The organism is Leucobacter sp. UCMA 4100 (assembly GCF_027853335.1).
Taxonomy (GTDB): Bacteria; Actinomycetota; Actinomycetes; order Actinomycetales; family Microbacteriaceae; genus Leucobacter_A.
This window is the reverse complement of the sequence record NZ_JAFEUS010000002.1, coordinates 863,653-880,316: the sequence shown is the minus strand read 5'-3', so window position 1 is coordinate 880,316 and position 16,664 is coordinate 863,653. Positions and strand designations below refer to the sequence as shown.

The window sequence follows — 16,664 nt, the reverse complement described above, 5'->3', positions numbered from 1 at the left end:
GCACGGTGATCACGCCCTCGCTTGACTGTCCGATTGAACGTACGAGGTTGGTTTGATCGTCTAACATGCCTAGAAAACCTTTCCAGCGTTGGAAGTGAGAAGCGCCACTGGCGCGACCGATGCGGCACCGCATAAGTTGTAGCAAAGTTTAGCGACTTTCTGTGCCCGAACCCGTATACGGTGCGTATCGTGCCAACAATGTGACGCGTTGTGACGGGTAGAGTGAGGGGTATGACGGTCGTATCTGAACTCTTTGACGCATCGGTATGGCAGCTGGCCGAGGGGGCCGAGCGGTATACCGACATCACCTCGCACGTTTCGCTCGATTCACGCATCGCGCGCATCGCCTTTAACCGGCCCGAGGTGCGCAACGCGTTTCGACCCCACACGGTCGACGAGCTGTACGACGCGCTCGAGCGTGCCCGCGTCAACCCGCGCATCGGCGTAGTGCTGCTCACCGGCAACGGCCCGAGCCCCAAAGACGGCGGCTGGGCGTTTTGTTCGGGCGGTGACCAGCGCATTCGTGGCCGCGACGGCTACCGCTACTCTGACTCTGAGCAGGCAAGCGACATCGATCAGGCCCGCTCGGGGCGGCTGCACATTCTCGAGGTGCAGCGCCTCATTCGCTTCATGCCCAAGGTTGTGATCGCGCTCGTTCCAGGCTGGGCGGCCGGCGGCGGGCACTCGCTCAACGTCGTGTGTGACCTCTCGATCGCCTCAGAGGAGCACGCGAAGTTTAAGCAGACCGACGCCGACGTCGGCTCGTTCGACGCGGGCTACGGCAGCGCCTACTTCGCGAAGCAGATCGGGCAGAAGAACGCTCGCGAGATCTTCTTCCTCGCCCGCGAGTACTCGGCGCAGCGTGCCTACGAGATGGGCGCCGTGAACGCGGTTGTGCCGCACTCCGAGCTCGAAACGACTGGCATCGAGTGGGCGCGTGAGATTCTTGGCAAGTCGCCCACCGCCATTCGCATGCTCAAGTACGCCTTCAACGCGGTTGATGACGGGCTCGTGGGGCAGCAGCTCTTCGCGGGTGAGGCCACGCGTCTCGCCTACGGCACCGACGAGGCCGTTGAGGGCCGCGACTCGTTCCTCGAAAAGCGCGATCCCGACTGGTCGCCCTTCCCGTACCACTTCTAGGGGCCGTGATGAGTGAACTGCGCCGCATTCCCGCGCACGACCACCTCTGGCTCATGGCCTCGCTCGCCGAGGCCCTCGCGAGCGGCCCTGCCGTGCAACCCATTGCAAGCGACGAGACTCCCTCGCCAGAGCACGTCGCCGAGGGCTGCGCGCTCGTCATACACACCTCTGGCTCGAGCGGATCGCCCAAGTTCGTCGCCCACTCGGCCGAGTCGATTCGGGCGAGCGCCGAGGCGACCAACGCGATTCTCGGTGGGCCGGGGCAGTGGATCATTGCCCTGCCCACGCATCTCATCGCGGGCGTGCAGATGCTCACGCGGTCGATTATTGCCGGCACCGATCCGCTCGTGGTGAGCGGTAAGTTCAGCCCCGAGAAGCTCGTTCGGCTCGCGTTGCAGCTCGAAGCCGACAGGCGCTACGTCTCGCTCGTGCCGGTGCAGCTGCGCGCCGTGATCGAGCTCGCTGAGCGTGACGAGGAGGCGCTTCGCGTGCTGCAGCGCTTCGACGCCATGCTCGTCGGCGGGCAGGCCGTGTCGCTCGAGATACGAGCTGCGGCGCACCGTCTCGGCCTGAAACTCGTGCGCACCTACGGCATGACCGAGACGGGCGGCGGCGTCGTCTACGACGGGGTCGAGATTGGCGAGACCGAGATGCGCATTCGGGGCGGCGAGATTCAGCTCTCGGGCCCCTCGCTCGCGCTCGGCTACCTCGATAACGACGGGCTCACCGCCGAAACGTTCATCGAAGAAGACGGCGTGCGCTGGTATCGCACGGGCGACGCAGGCTCGCTGCTCGGCGGAATGCTGCAGGTCACCGGCCGCCTCGACCGGGTGCTTATCTCGGGAGGCGTGAACGTTTCGCTTGACCGAGTCGAGGCTCTCGTGCACGAGATGCCGGGCTGGGCCGAGAGCGCCGCGCTCGAAGAACGCAACGACACGTGGGGCGCGCAGGTGACGATCGTGGCGGCGCCTAGTCATAACGCTGATGGCGGCACTGCCGACGGCGACGCGCTGCGCGACGGCTTCGAAGCGCTCGCGGGCGCGGTGAAGGCCGACCTCGGCCCGGCGGCAACGCCCCGCCGTCTCGTTGTCGTCGACGAGCTGCCGCGACTCGCAAACGGAAAAAACGATTATCAGCGCCTCGCCGCGATGCTCCAAGAGCCTCAGCGTGACGGCGCGACGGGCAGTGATCTGCCACGGGCTGAGAGTAAGGAAACGAAGTGAGCCGAAAAGATCCGCGTCGGTCAGGAAACCCGGCCAAACGGGCTGTCGCCGAGCAACGCGTCGAGATGGGCATCTCGCCCGCGATCACCTGGCGCGACTGGGTCGGCGGCGCGCGTATTCGCACCCTGCCACTCGCGGTCGCTCCGGTCGCCGCGGGCGCCGGCGTCGCGCACATGGTGCAGGCCTTCTCGCTCACCCTCACGCTGCTCGCGCTCGCCGTCGCGGTCATGCTGCAAATCGGCGTGAACTTCTCGAACGACTACTCCGACGGCATTCGCGGCACCGACGAGTTTCGGGTCGGCCCCACACGGCTCACCGCCTCGGGGCTCGTGAACCCGAAGCGCGTGCTCGCGACCGCGCTCGTGTTCTTCGCGCTCGCCGCCGTTGCCGGGGCCGTTGCCGTGGTGCTCAGTGAGCGCTGGTGGTTCTTGCTCGTTGGCGTGCTCGCGATTGCCGCCGCCTGGTTCTACACGGGTGGCAAGCGCCCCTACGGCTACGCGGGCCTCGGCGAAGTGTTCGTCTTCATCTTCTTCGGGCTCGTCGCCACCGTCGGAACCGTGTGGCTGCAAACCGACCTCATCACCGAAGAGGCGTGGGTGTCTGGCATCGGCGTCGGACTCTTCGCGGTCGCGGTGCTCATGGCCAACAACATTCGCGATATCCCGACCGACCGCCTCGCTGGCAAGAAGACCCTCGCGGTGCGACTCGGAGAGCGCGGCGCCAAGATCTTCTACAGCGTGTGCGTCGTGCTGCCCTTCGCGGTTCCCGCCGTCTGGGGAATCTTTCACACGAACCTTGTCTACACGTGGTTCGTGCTCGTGCTCGTCGCTCCGGCCCTGCTCATCATGTGGCTCGGCAAGAGCGCAAAAGACCTCATTCTCGTGCTCGTGCTCACGAGCTACTCGGGCCTCGCCTACGGCGTTGCCCTGGGGCTCGGCTTCGCGTTCTAGACGCTCGCGAGGGCGGTGCAGAGGCGGCAGCCTCAGGCTCGCCGAGGCGGTGCCCTGAGGCGGATAGGGCCCGGCTAAGCCCGGTCTGCGTCGTCTCCGGGCGCCTCGGCCTCGTCGCTTTCGACGGGCTCTGAGCGGTCGAGCAGTGACGGATCTTCGTCAACCATCTCGTCTTCAAGCACCGAGTCTTCGGTGCGATCACGGTCGCGCCAGTCTTGCAGGCCCTCTGCGGCGCGCTGACGCACGGGGTCAAGCACGATGATCGAGATGGCCATTGAGATGAGTGCGGCGAGAACCGCGGCGAGCCACCAGCGCGCGCCAAGCATCCACACGAGGGCGAACACGCCCGCGAAGAGGGCCAGACGAATTGTGGAATATAGCCACCAGGCTTTACGAGTACTCATCGTTCCCCATGTTAGCGACGCATCGCTGTGAGCAAGCCAGAAACTGAGACCGCGCATCGGGGTAGCATAGGGTCATGGCACGGTTCATCATTTTGGCAGTGGTACTCGCGATTGCGTTTACGCTGTACTCGCTCGTTGATGCCTCGATGACAGATGCGCGCCGCGCGCGTGGCGTGCCGAAACCCGTGTGGGTCGTGATCTGCGTCGTGCTGCCGGTGATCGGCGGAATTCTCTGGCTCATGGTGGGCAAGGGCGACGGGCGTGAGCCTGCGAAACAGGTGGCTCCCGACGACGATCCGCGATATGGCGCGCTGTCGACCGAGCATGTTGACCAGCGCATCGCCGATCTCGAGTCGCAACTGCGCGCGCTCGACGACGAAGTGTTTCCCGGTGAGGGTGCGGGCGGTGGCGAAGGCGCTGCCGACGCCGCAGCTGAGCCCGAGGCCGACGCCGCGGCCGACGAGGGCAAGGACGCCCCTTCCGAGACCAACAAGCCCGACGAAGACACCGAGCGGTGAGCGCCGCAGGGGCCGCCGCGACCCTCTCATCGCAGCTCGCAACGACCATCGTCTCTGAACTCATCGTGCAGGGCGTGCGCGATTTTGTCGTGTGCCCGGGCTCGCGCTCGCAGGCCCTCGCCCTCGCGGTCGCCGAAGCCGAAGCGCTCGGCGAGGCACGACTGCACGTGCGCATCGATGAGCGCTCGGCCGCATTCTTCGCGCTCGGCATCGCCCGCGAGAGTGGCCTGCCAGCGCCCGTCATCGTTACCAGCGGATCGGCCGTCGCAAACCTCATGCCCGCCGTACTCGAGGGGCACAGCGCGAGGGTTCCGATGATGCTGCTCACCGCCGACCGGCCCGAAGAGCTGCACGGCGTGCGCGCGAGCCAGACGGTCTGGGACAACATGTATACCTTCAACTTCAGCCGCTTCAACGCTGACGTTCCGCCGGCAGAAGACGAAGACCTCGACGAATACCTGGGCTCAGAAATTCCCGAGGTTGTCGCAGAGGCGTTCGTCAACGCGATCCGCTCGCCGAATGGCGCCGGGCCAACGCACCTGAATATTGTCTTCCGCGATCCGCTCTCTGGGCCCTCGGGGCTGCTCGAAAGCGCGCTCGAACGCGCCCGCGAGCGTGGCCCCGCTCGCGTTGCCGAGAAGCGCCCCACGCTTGCCGAGCGAAGGGCTGACGTCGAGTGCGAGTGGTGCGGTGAGCTGCCAGGCGACTGCGACCACAAGCGCCCGACCGAGCTCGAAGTGTACGTACACGGTGCGGGCAAGGCCCGGCCAAACACCGTCGTCATTGCCGGTGCCGACGCCGGAGCCGAAGCCGAGGCCTTCGCGCACGCCGCGGGCGTTCCGCTGCTCGCCGAGCCCTCGAGTGGTGCCCGATTCGGGCGCGAGGCGATTCAACACTGGCAGGCACTGCTGAACGACGAGGAACTTGCCTCACGCATCGAGGTCGCCGTCATCTTCGGCCACCCTGGGCTCACCCGCGAGGTGGCACGAGTCGTCGCCGCAGCCCGAACCGTCGTCGTCGACGACGCAGGGCCCGACGGCCCCGCGCTCGGCATCGAACGCTTCAACCCCGGCCGCAACGTCAAACAGTTCGCCTTCGCGGCCCGAGTCTCTGAAAAGTACGACCCGGCCGAGGTCAAGGCCTGGCTCGGCGAGTGGATCGTGCGCGACCGATCACTGCGCGACGAGCACACGACCGTGCACGAAACCGACCTCGAAGCCGCCCGCGCGACCGGCTACCAGGAGCGCAACGCCTTCGCCCGCGCCGAGGTGGCCCGCATGCGCGAGCCCCTGAGCCGCGAACACCTCACCGAAATGGTCTGGCGTGCCACCTGGCCGCACGACCGCCTCGTGCTCGCCGCCTCCCGCCTCATTCGCGTGCTCAACCGTATGGCCACGCCCCGCAACATTCGCGTGCACTCGAACCGCGGCCTCGCCGGAATCGACGGAACAATCGCAACCGCCATGGGCATCGCCCAGGCCAGCGACGGCGCCGGCATCACCCGCGTGCTCATCGGCGACCTCGCCCTCTTCCACGACGTCGGATCGCTCGCCCTGCCACCCGAACGCGAAGGCACGCCGCGCATGCAGCTCATCGTGGGCAACGACGGCGGCGGCACGATCTTCGACACCCTCGAAGTCGCCGCCACGAGCGACCCCGAAGCCTTCGACCGGGTCATGCTGACCCCGCAGCGCGTCGACATCGCCCAGCTCGCCGCCGCCTACGGCTGGTCGTACCGGCTCGTCACTACGCAGGGCGAACTCGAAGAGGTGCTGACGGCGCAGGCCGAGACCCCCGGCATCGTCGAGGTGGCGCTCGCGCGGTAGGGGTGTGGCTGGTGCTCTCGGCTGCCGCTCCCCGCGGATTGCCCTTTTCTGTGCGTTTTCGTGAGTTCCGGGCGGCTCCCCGCGGCTTGCTGGCCGGTTTCTGGGCTGTGCTCGCTCGCGCGGCGTCTACTTGACGAAAAGCAGGGTGTTATCGCGAAATAACCCTGCTTTTCGTCAAGTAGACGCAACATTCACCGGGAAAGTGCTCCCGGCCGCCGCACAGAGACCCCGGCCGCCGCTTCATGCCCCAACAACCGCACGAAGCCCCGAACTCACCCTGTGAACGGCCAACGCAACGCCTCAAAACTGGGTTATCAACAGATCGCGAGCGGCCCCATTGCAGGCGGATCTCTACTCCCAATACGCTTCAACTGGGGGCCGCGGAACCCCCGTGGTCCCGAGCTACGAGCCTTGGAGGTCACCAGTCATGTCACGCGTTCTCTCAACCGAAGAAGCCCGGGTCGCCATTCGCCAGATTCAATCGATCGTGAGCGGCGGGTTCACCGAACAAATCACCCACCTCGATGCCCAGGGAAGGGTGCTCTCTGACCCCAACATCTGGGACGGCCCGCTTGCCTCGCAGTTTCGCTCGACCACGTGGCCAGAGACGAAGGTTGCGCTCGACAGTGCAAAGCACGAACTTGAGCGATTGCGCACACAGCTCGAGACGATCGCACAGAACATCTTCGCGGCGGGCGGTGGCGCCTAAATGGGGGTGCGGCGCCCCGCTCACCAACCACAGACGCTCGCCCCTCGCGCCGCAGAAACCGCAGTCCCAGAAGCAGCGAGCACAGCCGCAGCCGCAGAAGCCGCCTCCGCCGAGAGCACACCCGCATGACCGTGCACTTTGACGACCTTGCGGCGCAACGCCTTGAACTCGCGGCGACGTCGGCGGCAGAGCAGTTACGCCTGCAGAGCGCCGAACGACACCGCAGTGCTAGGCGCGCCCTCGAATCGTTTCGCGGCGGGTATGCACGGCGGTTCGAACAGGTGGTGTGCATCGAGTCTGAAGACCGGGCGCGGCTTGCCGCGACCCTCGACGAGCTCGCTGAGAGCGTCGCGCTCACCGCGGCGGCGGCAGTGCGCGAACGAACGAGGCAGCACGATGTCGCCGAGTGGCAAAAATACGAGGCCGGGGTTAACGCGCACGGCGCCCTCGTGAACGCCGTCGGCATCACCGAGGGCGGCCGTCTCGTGGCGACGGGGGCCGGGGCGGGCAGGCTCTGGAAGGCGCGGCCTGACTCGCGGGCGGTGGTGGCGGCGCCGATCCGCGTGGGGTTTCAGGCGAGACCCAGGCCCCGCGGCTTCGTGCCCGGCGGGCAGAGCCGGGGAACGACCTCGGCGATGCCATCTCAGCTGCGGGGTTTTGCTGGCCGGGCGCGCGCCATGAATCGTGACCTTGAGCACGAGGCAGATCGGCTGAGCGAGGCCTGGCGCGGGTTCGTGCAGCAGTGCGGGTGGGCCCGTATCGAGGGCGCAACATTCGAGAGTGGCTTTCGCCGGCTCCTTGCAGAGAGCGACGACGATGCGCGGTGGATCGAGCGAGTCGCCACGGCGTTCGAGCAGGCCGGGGCAGGAACCCTCCCGACGCACAGCGTGAGCCTTGCGGTGGCTGGAAGGAGCCCGAAGCTGCTTGCCCGGCTACTGTTCACCGGGGCAGGGCGACCTGCGCAGGTCTCGGTGACGTGGCGGGCGCTGATGGCGCGGGCACCGCAGACGGCTGATGCGCTCATCGAGCAGTACGCCTATGAGCTTGCGGGGCTCGACGGCGTTCCGTTCGAGGTGCGCGACGTGGCGGCACGGGCGGTGCTTGACGATATCTTCGATCCGCCCGATGACGGGGGTGCGCATTCGGGCGAGAGCCAGACGCAGCGCTTGCAGCGGGCCTATGCGCGCATGGGCTTTGCGCCCGGCGAGCGCTCGCTGAAGGATTTTCGGGCCGACCTCGATGACCTCAGGAGCGAAGTGTTGCACGCCGAGCAGATGAGTCGTGGCGAGCCGGTGATGCTCGTCGGGCTTGGCCGGCACGACGGAGCCGTGACCGCAGCAATCGCGGTGGGTGATCTTGCAACCGCGCCGAAAGTCGGGGTGTTTGTCTCGGGCATGAACTCGAATGTGCGGGGCATTGGCGAGGCGCTGCCCGCCTTTCACTCGATGAAGCAGAACGGTGAAGACATGGCGTTTGTGACCTGGATCGGGTACCGGTCGCCCGGCGTTGGCGGGGTGATATCGCAACAGCGGGCCGATGCGGGCGCGGTGAGACTCGTCGACTTTCTCGAGGGGGTCACCGAGAGTCGTGAGGTGCCGGTTGACCGGCTTATCGTGATGGGGCACTCGTACGGCACGAACGTTGCTGCCGAGGCGCTCACGAAGGTGACGGTTCCGGTGAGCGCTTACGTGGCGATCGGCTCGGCGGGGCTGAAGCCCGGCACCGAACCCGGCGACCTACGCGTGGCTGAGCGGTACGCGACCCATGCCAAGCGCGACAACATTGCGCAGATCGGCGTGCGTTCAACCGCGCTGCAGTATGACTACGGCACCCCGCCTGTGACCGATGAGGCGAAACGTCTGCTCGATGCGGCGGTACCGAGGGAAGATCCGCGAGAGCTAGACGGTTTTCACGTATTCAGTTCTGAAAAGACGAAGAAAGGTGCACAGGTGACGATGCACAACCTCCTCAATCCCATCGACTGGCAGAGTTCGCTCGGTAAACCGGCGCAGTATCTCGCCGATACCCTCGACGGCACCATAGCTGCCGAAGAAGTGGGGTACCTGCACCCGAGCTCGAGCACGGTTGCTTCTCTGCTCGACATTATGAACGGAGCACTATGACGTGGCTCATTCGAACGGTAGCCCTCGCGCTCGCGCTCATGCTCGTCGCCTGCTCCGGGCAGAACGATCAGCAAGACGCGGCGGGGGTGACCGAGAAAGCGATGGTGGCGATGACGCTTGAAGAACAGTACGAGCGGGCGGGCAAAAACTATGAGGCGTTCCAGGCGCTGGTGGCCGAGGTGCAGATGCTGCTCGATGATGGCGAGTGGTACACCACGCTCACCTCTGAGCCGATGCCGCTCCCGGGTCAGGCGAGGGGTGGCGACCTCGTGGGCGATTCAGACGACAACAGCTACTACTTCATGATCGCGAGAAAGAAAGACGTGCAGGTCTCGAAGCGCCCCGAACTCGACCGCCTCGAAGCTTTGTGGAACGAGCGGGGCTGGCCAGCGGGCACAGAAGAGCGCATTTACGGCGGGTCCCGGCTCGCGGTCGTCACCCCCGACGGTTACCGTATCGCCGTCTCCAGTAACGCCGAAGGCAAGGCGCTCGAACTTCTCGCGTTCTCGCCTGTGTACTGGGGAGACGTGCGTGACCTCATGTCAGGAATGTACGACCGCCTCGAGACCGAAGATGCACTCGGCTCACCCTGGGGCCTCGACAAGCGAGACGAAGACGGGCACTACACGATGAAACCCGGTGTGTACCGGCCGTTTCCCGACTGGGTGTACATGCCCCTCGACAAAAAGGAGGAGGAAGAAGAAGAGACGCCGAAGGCTAGTCTTCGGGAGACGACGATCCGCCATATCGAAACGGCAGGAGGTCGCCCATGGGCACACGATGCACCCGAGTGACGATGAAGCCGATCATGAGGGCGGCGGTGAGGGGAACCGCGCCCGAGATCATGAGACCTGCGCGCGCGCCGAAGTGGTCGACGAGCATGCCGAGCAGGGGGCCGCCGAGCGCCTGGCCGCCGACCGCGATGAGCAGGTAAATCGACATGACGCGACCGCGAATAAGCATGTTCGACGAGGTCTGGATGAGGGCGTTTGCCGCTGTCCACATGAGCACCGACCAGAGGCCAGCGAGGGCGATCGTCGCCATAAACGCCCACTCGTACGGCATGAACGCCGAGGCGAACTTGAGGGAGGTGTACCCGAGCACCGAGCCGTAGAACGTGCGTAGCCTCACGCCCATTCGGCGCATCGACAGGATCGCGCCGATGAGCGCTCCGGCGGCGATCGCAGAGTTGTAGCTGCCGTAACCGCGGGCGTCAGAGTCGAACACGTGCTCGGCCATGGGCGCGAGCAGTACCGACCAGTTCATTCCGATACCCGAGACAAAGACGAGCAGAATGAGGGTCCAGAAGATGACGGGCTTGCGGCGAACGTAGGCGAGGGCCTCGCGGGCCTGGCCCTTCTCGCGCGGTGCCGTCGGAAACTTCGTGAGCACGGCGGTGTTGATGAAGAAGAGCAGTAAGAGCGAGAGCGAGGCGCCAATCGCGGTGACGAGAAAGGCCCAGCCACCGCCCCAGTTCGCGAGCATGAGCCCCGCGACGGCGGGGCCGATGAGCGCAGAGGTCTGGAAGATTGCCGAGTTGGTGCTCACCGCGTTCGAGAGCAACTGGCGGCCGACGAGCTCAGAAACAAACACCTGACGGGCCGGCTGGTCGATGACCGAGAACAGGCCGACAAGACCAGCGAGCGCGAAAATGTGCCATGCCTCGAGCGCGCCGGTGAAGGCGAGGGTCGCAAGCGAGGCCCCAGAGATGATCACCACGGTTTGCGAGATGATGATGAGGGTGCGTTTTGAATACCGGTCGACGATCACTCCGCCGAGCATGCCGAACAGCAGTACCGGGCCAAACTGCATAACGACGAGAAAGCCGACCGTGCTCACGTTGCCGGTGAGCTGAAAGAGAATCCAGTCCTGGGCGACGCGCTGGGTCCACACCGCGGTGAGCGCGAGAATCTGCGCGATCGCGTAGATGCGGTAGTTGCGAACGGTGAGCGCGCTCACCATGTCGCGAAGTGTGGGCTTTCGGTGTGGAAGGGGAATGACGCCTGTCGAAGCATCCTCCACGGTGATCGTCCCCTCTCGTCGTTTACGCGTCTCTTCACTTCTGAGCGCAAGCGACGACTAGCTACATGCCTCCATCATCGGTCGAAACTTCGCGACCGTTTCGCTGAGTTCATGCTCGGGGTCGGCCCCTACAACGAGACCCCCTCCAGCAAAAGCGGTGATGGTGGCAGGGCTTTGGCTGTGGTCGACCTGCGCACTCCGTAGTGCGATGGCCCAGTCACCGTTGCCGCCTGCTCCTACCCAGCCTACGGCACCCGCGTAGCGACCGCGGTCAAATGGCTCGAGTTCATCAATCGTGTCCATCGCGAGCGGCGTCGGGGTTCCGGCGACCGCGGCCGTCGGATGCACCGCTTCAGCGAGCTCGAACGCGTCGGCCCCGTCGGCGAGCTGCGCCGTCACCCGGGTCGCAAGGTGCCACACGTTTGGCAGTTGCAAGAGCGAAGGTTCGGCGTCGTGCTGCAGATCGGTGACGTGCGGCGAGAGCGTCTCGACGAGGCTCTCGATCGCGAAGCGGTGCTCGAGCTGCTCCTTTTCACTCGCAATGAGCTCGCGAGAGAGCGCCTCGTCGCGCGCCTCATTCTCATCGCGCCTGCGGGTGCCAGCGAGCACGCGCGCCGAGACCTTTGCGTGAATTGACCGAATGAGCGTCTCTGGGCTTGCACCGATCATGCCGTCGACCGCAAAGGTCCAACAGTCGAGGTAACGGTGTGCGAGCCTGCCAAGCGGAACCCGCAAATCGGCGCCCTCAGCGAGCGGCGCCTGGAGCCTGCGCGCGAGCACCACCTTTTCGATGGCGGCAGCGTCAAGCCTGCGGCCCGCCTCGGCGACGCCTGCCCGGTACGCTTCGGTCTCGCCCTCTGGAGCCTCCCACTGAAGCGGCTGCCATGCCGCAGTCGCGGCCCCACCAGCCCTCACGCCGGCAAGCGCGAGAAGGTCATCGAGCTGAGCGACGTCGAAGACGTCGACGCTCGCGAGCGACGCTGCCGCGGGGTGCGGATCGACCGAGTCGTCGCCCACGTACGTGATCCACGCCTCTCCATCTTTCTTGCCGACAATGACGCGCGGCACGATGAGGGTCGAGGGGGTCTGGCTGTTGCTTGCGAACGAGAACGTTCCGAGGGCGATCAGGCCCGTTGCTGGGCCGGCGATCGGGTCGTCGACGACGGCGTTTTCTTGCATCGCCGCCCAAGCACGTGAAGCGTCTGCGAAGCGCTCGCCGCCGTGCGTATCGAGGCGGTACGCGACACAGAGGCCCACGAAGCCGCGTTGCTTGCGCACCCAGAGCAACGGGTTTTGGGAATCGGCAAGCTGAACGAGGTCGGGCACCCGGCTGAGCGGCCGAGAGACGACACGAAAGCGGGGCAGAGAAACGGTGTTCACGGTTCCAATCTACCCGCTGTGGGGTGGGGGAGCGTGGCCTGATTCACAGGTGACGGCGGTGCGCTGCACGGGCCTTACGGGGCAAAAACATGACTCATGAGGGTAACGTCAGCCGTTGCAGGTAGCATGGAGGGGTGATTCGCCCCAATGCAAACGAAAAACCAGCGAGCGACGTTTCGAGCATGTTCGACGAGGTCTCCCCTCGCTACGACATCATTAACGACGTGCTCTCTGCGTACCAGTCGCGCCTGTGGCGAATCGCCACGGTGAAGGCCGTCGCCCCGCGCAAGGGAATGCGGGTGCTTGACCTCGCAGCCGGCACCGGCACGTCGAGTGCGGCCTTCGCGGCCCAGGGCGCTCACGTGACCGCGGCCGACTTCTCGCGCGGCATGCTCGCCGAGGGCGAGAAACGCCAGGCTGGCAACGAGCTCATCGACTTCGTGTGGGCCGACGCGACAGACCTGCCGTTTGAAGACAACAGCTTTGACGCCTCGTCGATCTCGTTCGGCCTGCGCAACGTTAACGACCCGAAAAAGGCGCTTCGCGAGATGCTGCGCGTGACGAAGCCCGGTGGGCGACTCGTCATCTGCGAGTTCTCACAGCCGCCTCTCGCTCTCATTCGCGGGCCGTACTCGTGGTACTCGAAGAACGTGCTGCCAAAGCTTGCGAGCCTCGTGGGCGGCCCGGGCGAAGCCTACGACTATCTGACTGAATCAATTGAGAAGTGGCCGCTGCAGGCCGAGCTCGCGTCATGGATGACCGAGGCCGGTTTCGAGCAGGTCGGCTACCGCAACCTCACCGCCGGTATCGTGGCCCTGCACCGCGGGTTCGTGCCAGGCGAAAAAGCCGTTCAGAACTTAGACATCATTGAGGGTGAGACCAAAAAATGAGCCTTCCCATCGCTGAAGACACCGCGACGCAGATGCTCCCAACGAACCTCTTTAAGGGGGCTCGCGACAAGCTGCACGCCAAAAAGCTTGAAAAAGAGATGGCGCACGTCGAAGCCCAGCTCGTCGAGCAGCTCTCGTTTGCCTCGCCGGTTGCTGATGCCCCGGCGCGCTACCTCGCTGAGGCCGGCGGCAAACGTATTCGCCCGCTGCTCACGCTGCTTGCGAGCCAGCTCGGCGACGGCCCGAACGAGCTCGTACACCGCGCTGCCGTTTCGGTCGAACTGACCCACCTCGCGTCGCTGTACCACGACGATGTCATGGACGAGGCGACACTGCGCCGCGGCGTTCCCGCCGCCCACACCGTCTGGTCAAACTCGGTCGCGATTCTCGCGGGCGACCTGCTCTTTGCGCGTGCCTCATCGCTCGTCTCTGGCATGGGTGAAGAAGCGATCGTGCTTCAGGCGAAAACGTTCGAGCGTCTGTGCCTCGGCCAGCTGCACGAGACGGTCGGGCCCCAGGAGGGCGACGACCGTATTGAGCACTATATGCAGGTGCTGGCCGACAAGACGGGCGCGCTCATCGCGACCGCCGCACGCATGGGCGTCATGTTTGGCGGGGCCAAGGCCGAATACGCCGACATGGTGCAGGAGTACGGTGAGCGCATCGGCGTTGCCTTCCAGCTCATCGATGATGTGCTCGACCTCTCAGAAGACAAAGAGCAGACGGGCAAGCTCGCTGGCACCGATCTGCGCGCTGGCGTGCAGACGCTGCCGGTGCTGCTGTTGCAAAGGCGTGCCGAGACCGACCGTGCGGCAAAGGATCTTCTCGTTCGCATCGAAGAGGGCGCCGCGCGCATTCAGGCCGGCGAACCCGCGACGCTGCTCGACCGCGAGGTCGCTGAGCTGCGCGAACACGAGGTGACCGCAGAGACGCTCGCAACAGCGAAGCAGTGGGCATCAGACGCGGTAGCCGCGATCGCCCCGTTGCCAAACTCGACCGTGAAAGACGCGTTCGAGCGCCTCGCCGATTCGATCGTCACCCGCGAGGGCTAGAGCTAGGCGCGCGGCGGTAGCTGCGACAGCCAGCGCTCGATGCCCCGCACCGCGGGCTCACCGTGCGCGATGATGGCCTCGTGCCCATGGCCCTCAAGCTCAAGGAGCGCGGCGTCAGGAACAAGACCCGTGATTTGCCGTGCCCACACGGCAGGGCTCACGCGGTCGAGTGATCCCCTGATGACGAGCGTCGGCTGATCGATGCGCGGCAGCGTGCGTTCGATGTGGTGCTCGAGCGTGGGCTTCAGCTTCTCGATAAACCACCGCGGCCCCGCCTGCGCGTAGGCGAGGGCTCCTCTGGCGAGCACACTGATGCTCTCGGTTCCGAGGTCTTGCAGCATGCGCTTGGCCTGCTGGTGCACCGAGCGTTCTGCGGGGTTGACGGTCGTCGCGACCAAGATGAGCGCGTCGACGAGCTGTGGGTGCCGGGCGGCGAGCTCGGCCGCGACCTGCGAGCCCATCGAGTGGCCGACCACGATGAGCGGGCTCTGGGCCTCGTGCTCAGTGAGCGAGAGCGCGACGAGGTCGGCCGTGTGCTCCATCGAGAGGGCACGCTGTGGTTTCGGTGCATCGCCAAAGCCCGGCAGATCGACCGCCGTGACGTCAAATGGGGTGTCGCCGTCGAGCAATGCGGTGATGAACGATTCGTACACCCAGTGCCCCATGCCGATCCCGTGAATGAGCAAGACCCGCGGTCTGCCGTTCACCGGCCAGCGGTAGCTCAACAGCTCATTGCCGCCGTGCACGAAAGAGTTTCGCTCGGGTTCAGGAAGTACCATTTCTGGGGTGGCCATAGTGACTCAGAATAACAGGGTTCTCAGAGGTCATACGGGCTTGTTCGCTACCGTTAGACGCGTGTGTCGCGCCCACCTTCGCGCGCCAGGAAAAGGAAGCATGACCAAGAAGACTCTTCGCCTCGCAATTGTTGGTGCCGGCCCGGCGGGTATTTTTGCCGCTGATCTGCTGCGAAAAGCCGAACGCGACTTTGACATTTCGATCGATCTCTTCGAAAAACTCCCTGCCCCCTATGGCCTCGTGCGCTATGGCGTTGCTCCCGACCACCCGCGCATCAAGGGCATCGTGACTTCGCTGCGTGAGGTGCTCGACAACGGCACCGTACGGTTCTTTGGCAACGTCGAGTACGGCAAAGACCTCACGCTCGACGACCTCAAGCACCACTACAACGCCGTCATCTTCTCGACCGGCGCAGCCCGCGACGCATCACTCGACATCGAGGGCGTTGACGCGCCCGCCTCATACGGTGCCGCCGACTTCGTGAGCTGGTTCGACGGCCACCCCGACGTTCCCCGCACCTGGCCGCTCGAGGCCGAGTCGGTCGCGGTCATTGGCAACGGCAACGTCGCACTCGACATTTCGCGCATGCTCATCAAGCACCCCGAAGACCTGCTCACGACCGAGATCGCCGACAACGTCTACGAGGGCCTCACGCAGAGCCCCATTCGCGAACTGCACCTCTTCGGTCGCCGCGGTCCAGCCTCGGTGAAGTTCACCCCGCTCGAACTGCGCGAACTCGGCGAACAGCGCGACGTCGACATCGTGCTGAACGAAGCAGACTTTCTCGTCGAAGATCCGCACGCTGAAGAGCTCGCGGCCGCCAACAAGCAGAGCAAGGTCATCAACCGTGTGTTCGATACCTGGCGCAAGAATCAGACCGAAGAACGCGAGCCGGCATCGCGCAAGCTCGTCATGCACTTCTGGTCGAAACCACTCGCTCTCGTGACCGAGGGGGAGGGCGACGAGCGACGCATCACCGCGATCCGCATCGAACGCACAAAGCCCGACGGCCAGGGCGGCATCATCGGCACCGGCGAGATCAGCGAGATTCCCGTGCAGGCCTTCTACCGCGCCGTCGGCTACTTCGGTTCGGCGGTCGACGAGATTCCGTTCGACGCTGCCCGCGGCGTGATCCCGAACGTGAAGGGCCGCGTGCTCGACGAAGCCGGCGAGCACATCGGCGGCGTGTACGCGACCGGGTGGATCAAGCGCGGCCCAGTCGGCCTCATCGGCCACACGAAGAGCGACGCGATGGAGACCCTCGAACAGCTCATCGCCGACGAAGCGACGGGCGGCAGCCTGTGGCAGCCCGAGAACGCCGACGAGGCCGCGATCACCGCGCTGCTCGACGAGCGCGGCGTCGAGTACACGACCGTCGACGGCTGGCACCTGCTTGACGAGCACGAGCGCTCGCTCGGCGAGGCGTCGGGGCGCGAGCGCATGAAGGTTGTGCCGCGCGACGAGATGACGCAGATTTCGCGGGGCGCGTAGGGCGTTTGACGCCTGTTCCTCGGCTGTGCTTGCCGATGTGGCGTTTACTTGACGCAAAGCAGGGTGTTTCGGCGAAAACACCCTGCTTTCTGTCAAATGGATCGCTGCGCGAGCGGCGGGCGGATCGGCGCGCCTGCGTCG

The 16,664-nt window shown here is 65.4% G+C and carries 15 protein-coding genes; 11 read left to right on the top strand and 4 right to left on the bottom strand.

The annotated features are described in order from the left end of the window. The first annotated feature begins 231 nt into the window (after positions 1 to 231). The 3 genes from JSO19_RS04330 to JSO19_RS04320 are packed head-to-tail and all read left to right on the top strand — an operon-like array spanning position 232 to position 3,313. Positions 232 to 1,140, top strand: a complete 909-nt coding sequence (locus tag JSO19_RS04330; protein ID WP_270909980.1) for a 1,4-dihydroxy-2-naphthoyl-CoA synthase — start codon at positions 232 to 234, stop codon at positions 1,138 to 1,140. Between the two features lie 8 nt (positions 1,141 to 1,148). Then, on the top strand, positions 1,149 to 2,363 hold the full coding sequence (locus tag JSO19_RS04325; protein WP_270909978.1) for an AMP-binding protein: 1,215 nt from the start codon (positions 1,149 to 1,151) through the stop codon (positions 2,361 to 2,363). Further along, positions 2,360 to 3,313, top strand: a complete 954-nt coding sequence (locus JSO19_RS04320) for a 1,4-dihydroxy-2-naphthoate polyprenyltransferase (protein ID WP_270909976.1) — start codon at positions 2,360 to 2,362, stop codon at positions 3,311 to 3,313. The genes JSO19_RS04325 and JSO19_RS04320 overlap by 4 nt, the downstream gene beginning before the upstream one ends. A gap of 74 nt (positions 3,314 to 3,387) precedes the next feature. Here the strand turns inward: JSO19_RS04320 and JSO19_RS04315 are convergent, their stop codons facing one another. Beyond that, the gene (locus JSO19_RS04315) at positions 3,388 to 3,717 is read right to left on the bottom strand and encodes a DUF4229 domain-containing protein (RefSeq protein ID WP_270909974.1); all 330 of its coding nucleotides are present in this window, start codon (positions 3,715 to 3,717) and stop codon (positions 3,388 to 3,390) included. A gap of 74 nt (positions 3,718 to 3,791) precedes the next feature. Between JSO19_RS04315 and JSO19_RS04310 the strand changes: the two genes are divergently transcribed. The 5 genes from JSO19_RS04310 to JSO19_RS04290 all read left to right on the top strand — a co-directional run bounded on the left by JSO19_RS04310 (position 3,792) and on the right by JSO19_RS04290 (position 9,687). Then, on the top strand, positions 3,792 to 4,235 hold the full coding sequence (locus JSO19_RS04310; protein ID WP_270909973.1) for a PLD nuclease N-terminal domain-containing protein: 444 nt from the start codon (positions 3,792 to 3,794) through the stop codon (positions 4,233 to 4,235). Next, complete coding sequence (gene menD / locus JSO19_RS04305; protein WP_270909971.1) at positions 4,232 to 6,061, top strand: 2-succinyl-5-enolpyruvyl-6-hydroxy-3-cyclohexene-1-carboxylic-acid synthase; 1,830 nt, start codon at positions 4,232 to 4,234, stop codon at positions 6,059 to 6,061. Before JSO19_RS04310 ends, menD begins: the two co-directional genes overlap by 4 nt. Before the next feature lie 427 nt (positions 6,062 to 6,488). Further along, on the top strand, positions 6,489 to 6,770 hold the full coding sequence (locus tag JSO19_RS04300; RefSeq protein ID WP_270909970.1) for a pyrophosphorylase: 282 nt from the start codon (positions 6,489 to 6,491) through the stop codon (positions 6,768 to 6,770). A gap of 125 nt (positions 6,771 to 6,895) precedes the next feature. Then, positions 6,896 to 8,893, top strand: a complete 1,998-nt coding sequence (locus tag JSO19_RS04295; protein WP_270909968.1) for an alpha/beta hydrolase — start codon at positions 6,896 to 6,898, stop codon at positions 8,891 to 8,893. Further along, entirely contained in the window at positions 8,890 to 9,687 is a 798-nt protein-coding gene (locus JSO19_RS04290) for a hypothetical protein (protein WP_270909967.1), read from the top strand. Before JSO19_RS04295 ends, JSO19_RS04290 begins: the two co-directional genes overlap by 4 nt. On the opposite strand, the gene JSO19_RS04285 is transcribed toward JSO19_RS04290, so the two are convergent. Then, positions 9,611 to 10,855 (bottom strand): MFS transporter, encoded by a 1,245-nt coding sequence (locus JSO19_RS04285; RefSeq protein WP_270909966.1) that lies wholly within the window; start codon positions 10,853 to 10,855, stop codon positions 9,611 to 9,613. The two genes, JSO19_RS04290 and JSO19_RS04285, sit on opposite strands and share 77 nt — an antisense overlap. 117 nt (positions 10,856 to 10,972) lie before the next feature. Continuing rightward, positions 10,973 to 12,295 (bottom strand): isochorismate synthase, encoded by a 1,323-nt coding sequence (locus JSO19_RS04280; RefSeq protein ID WP_270909964.1) that lies wholly within the window; start codon positions 12,293 to 12,295, stop codon positions 10,973 to 10,975. 134 nt (positions 12,296 to 12,429) lie between these two features. Between JSO19_RS04280 and JSO19_RS04275 the strand changes: the two genes are divergently transcribed. Next, positions 12,430 to 13,185, top strand: a complete 756-nt coding sequence (locus tag JSO19_RS04275; protein ID WP_270909963.1) for a class I SAM-dependent methyltransferase — start codon at positions 12,430 to 12,432, stop codon at positions 13,183 to 13,185. After that, positions 13,182 to 14,237, top strand: a complete 1,056-nt coding sequence (locus JSO19_RS04270; protein WP_270909961.1) for a polyprenyl synthetase family protein — start codon at positions 13,182 to 13,184, stop codon at positions 14,235 to 14,237. Before JSO19_RS04275 ends, JSO19_RS04270 begins: the two co-directional genes overlap by 4 nt. A gap of 2 nt (positions 14,238 to 14,239) precedes the next feature. On the opposite strand, the gene JSO19_RS04265 is transcribed toward JSO19_RS04270, so the two are convergent. Next, positions 14,240 to 15,031: an alpha/beta fold hydrolase gene (locus JSO19_RS04265; protein WP_270909960.1), complete on the bottom strand. Its 792-nt coding sequence runs from the start codon at positions 15,029 to 15,031 to the stop codon at positions 14,240 to 14,242. A gap of 100 nt (positions 15,032 to 15,131) precedes the next feature. On the opposite strand from JSO19_RS04265, the gene JSO19_RS04260 reads away from it, so the two are divergent. Next, a complete protein-coding gene (locus JSO19_RS04260) occupies positions 15,132 to 16,523 on the top strand; it encodes an FAD-dependent oxidoreductase (RefSeq protein ID WP_270909959.1) in 1,392 nt (463 codons plus the stop codon). Positions 16,524 to 16,664 lie beyond the last annotated feature (141 nt).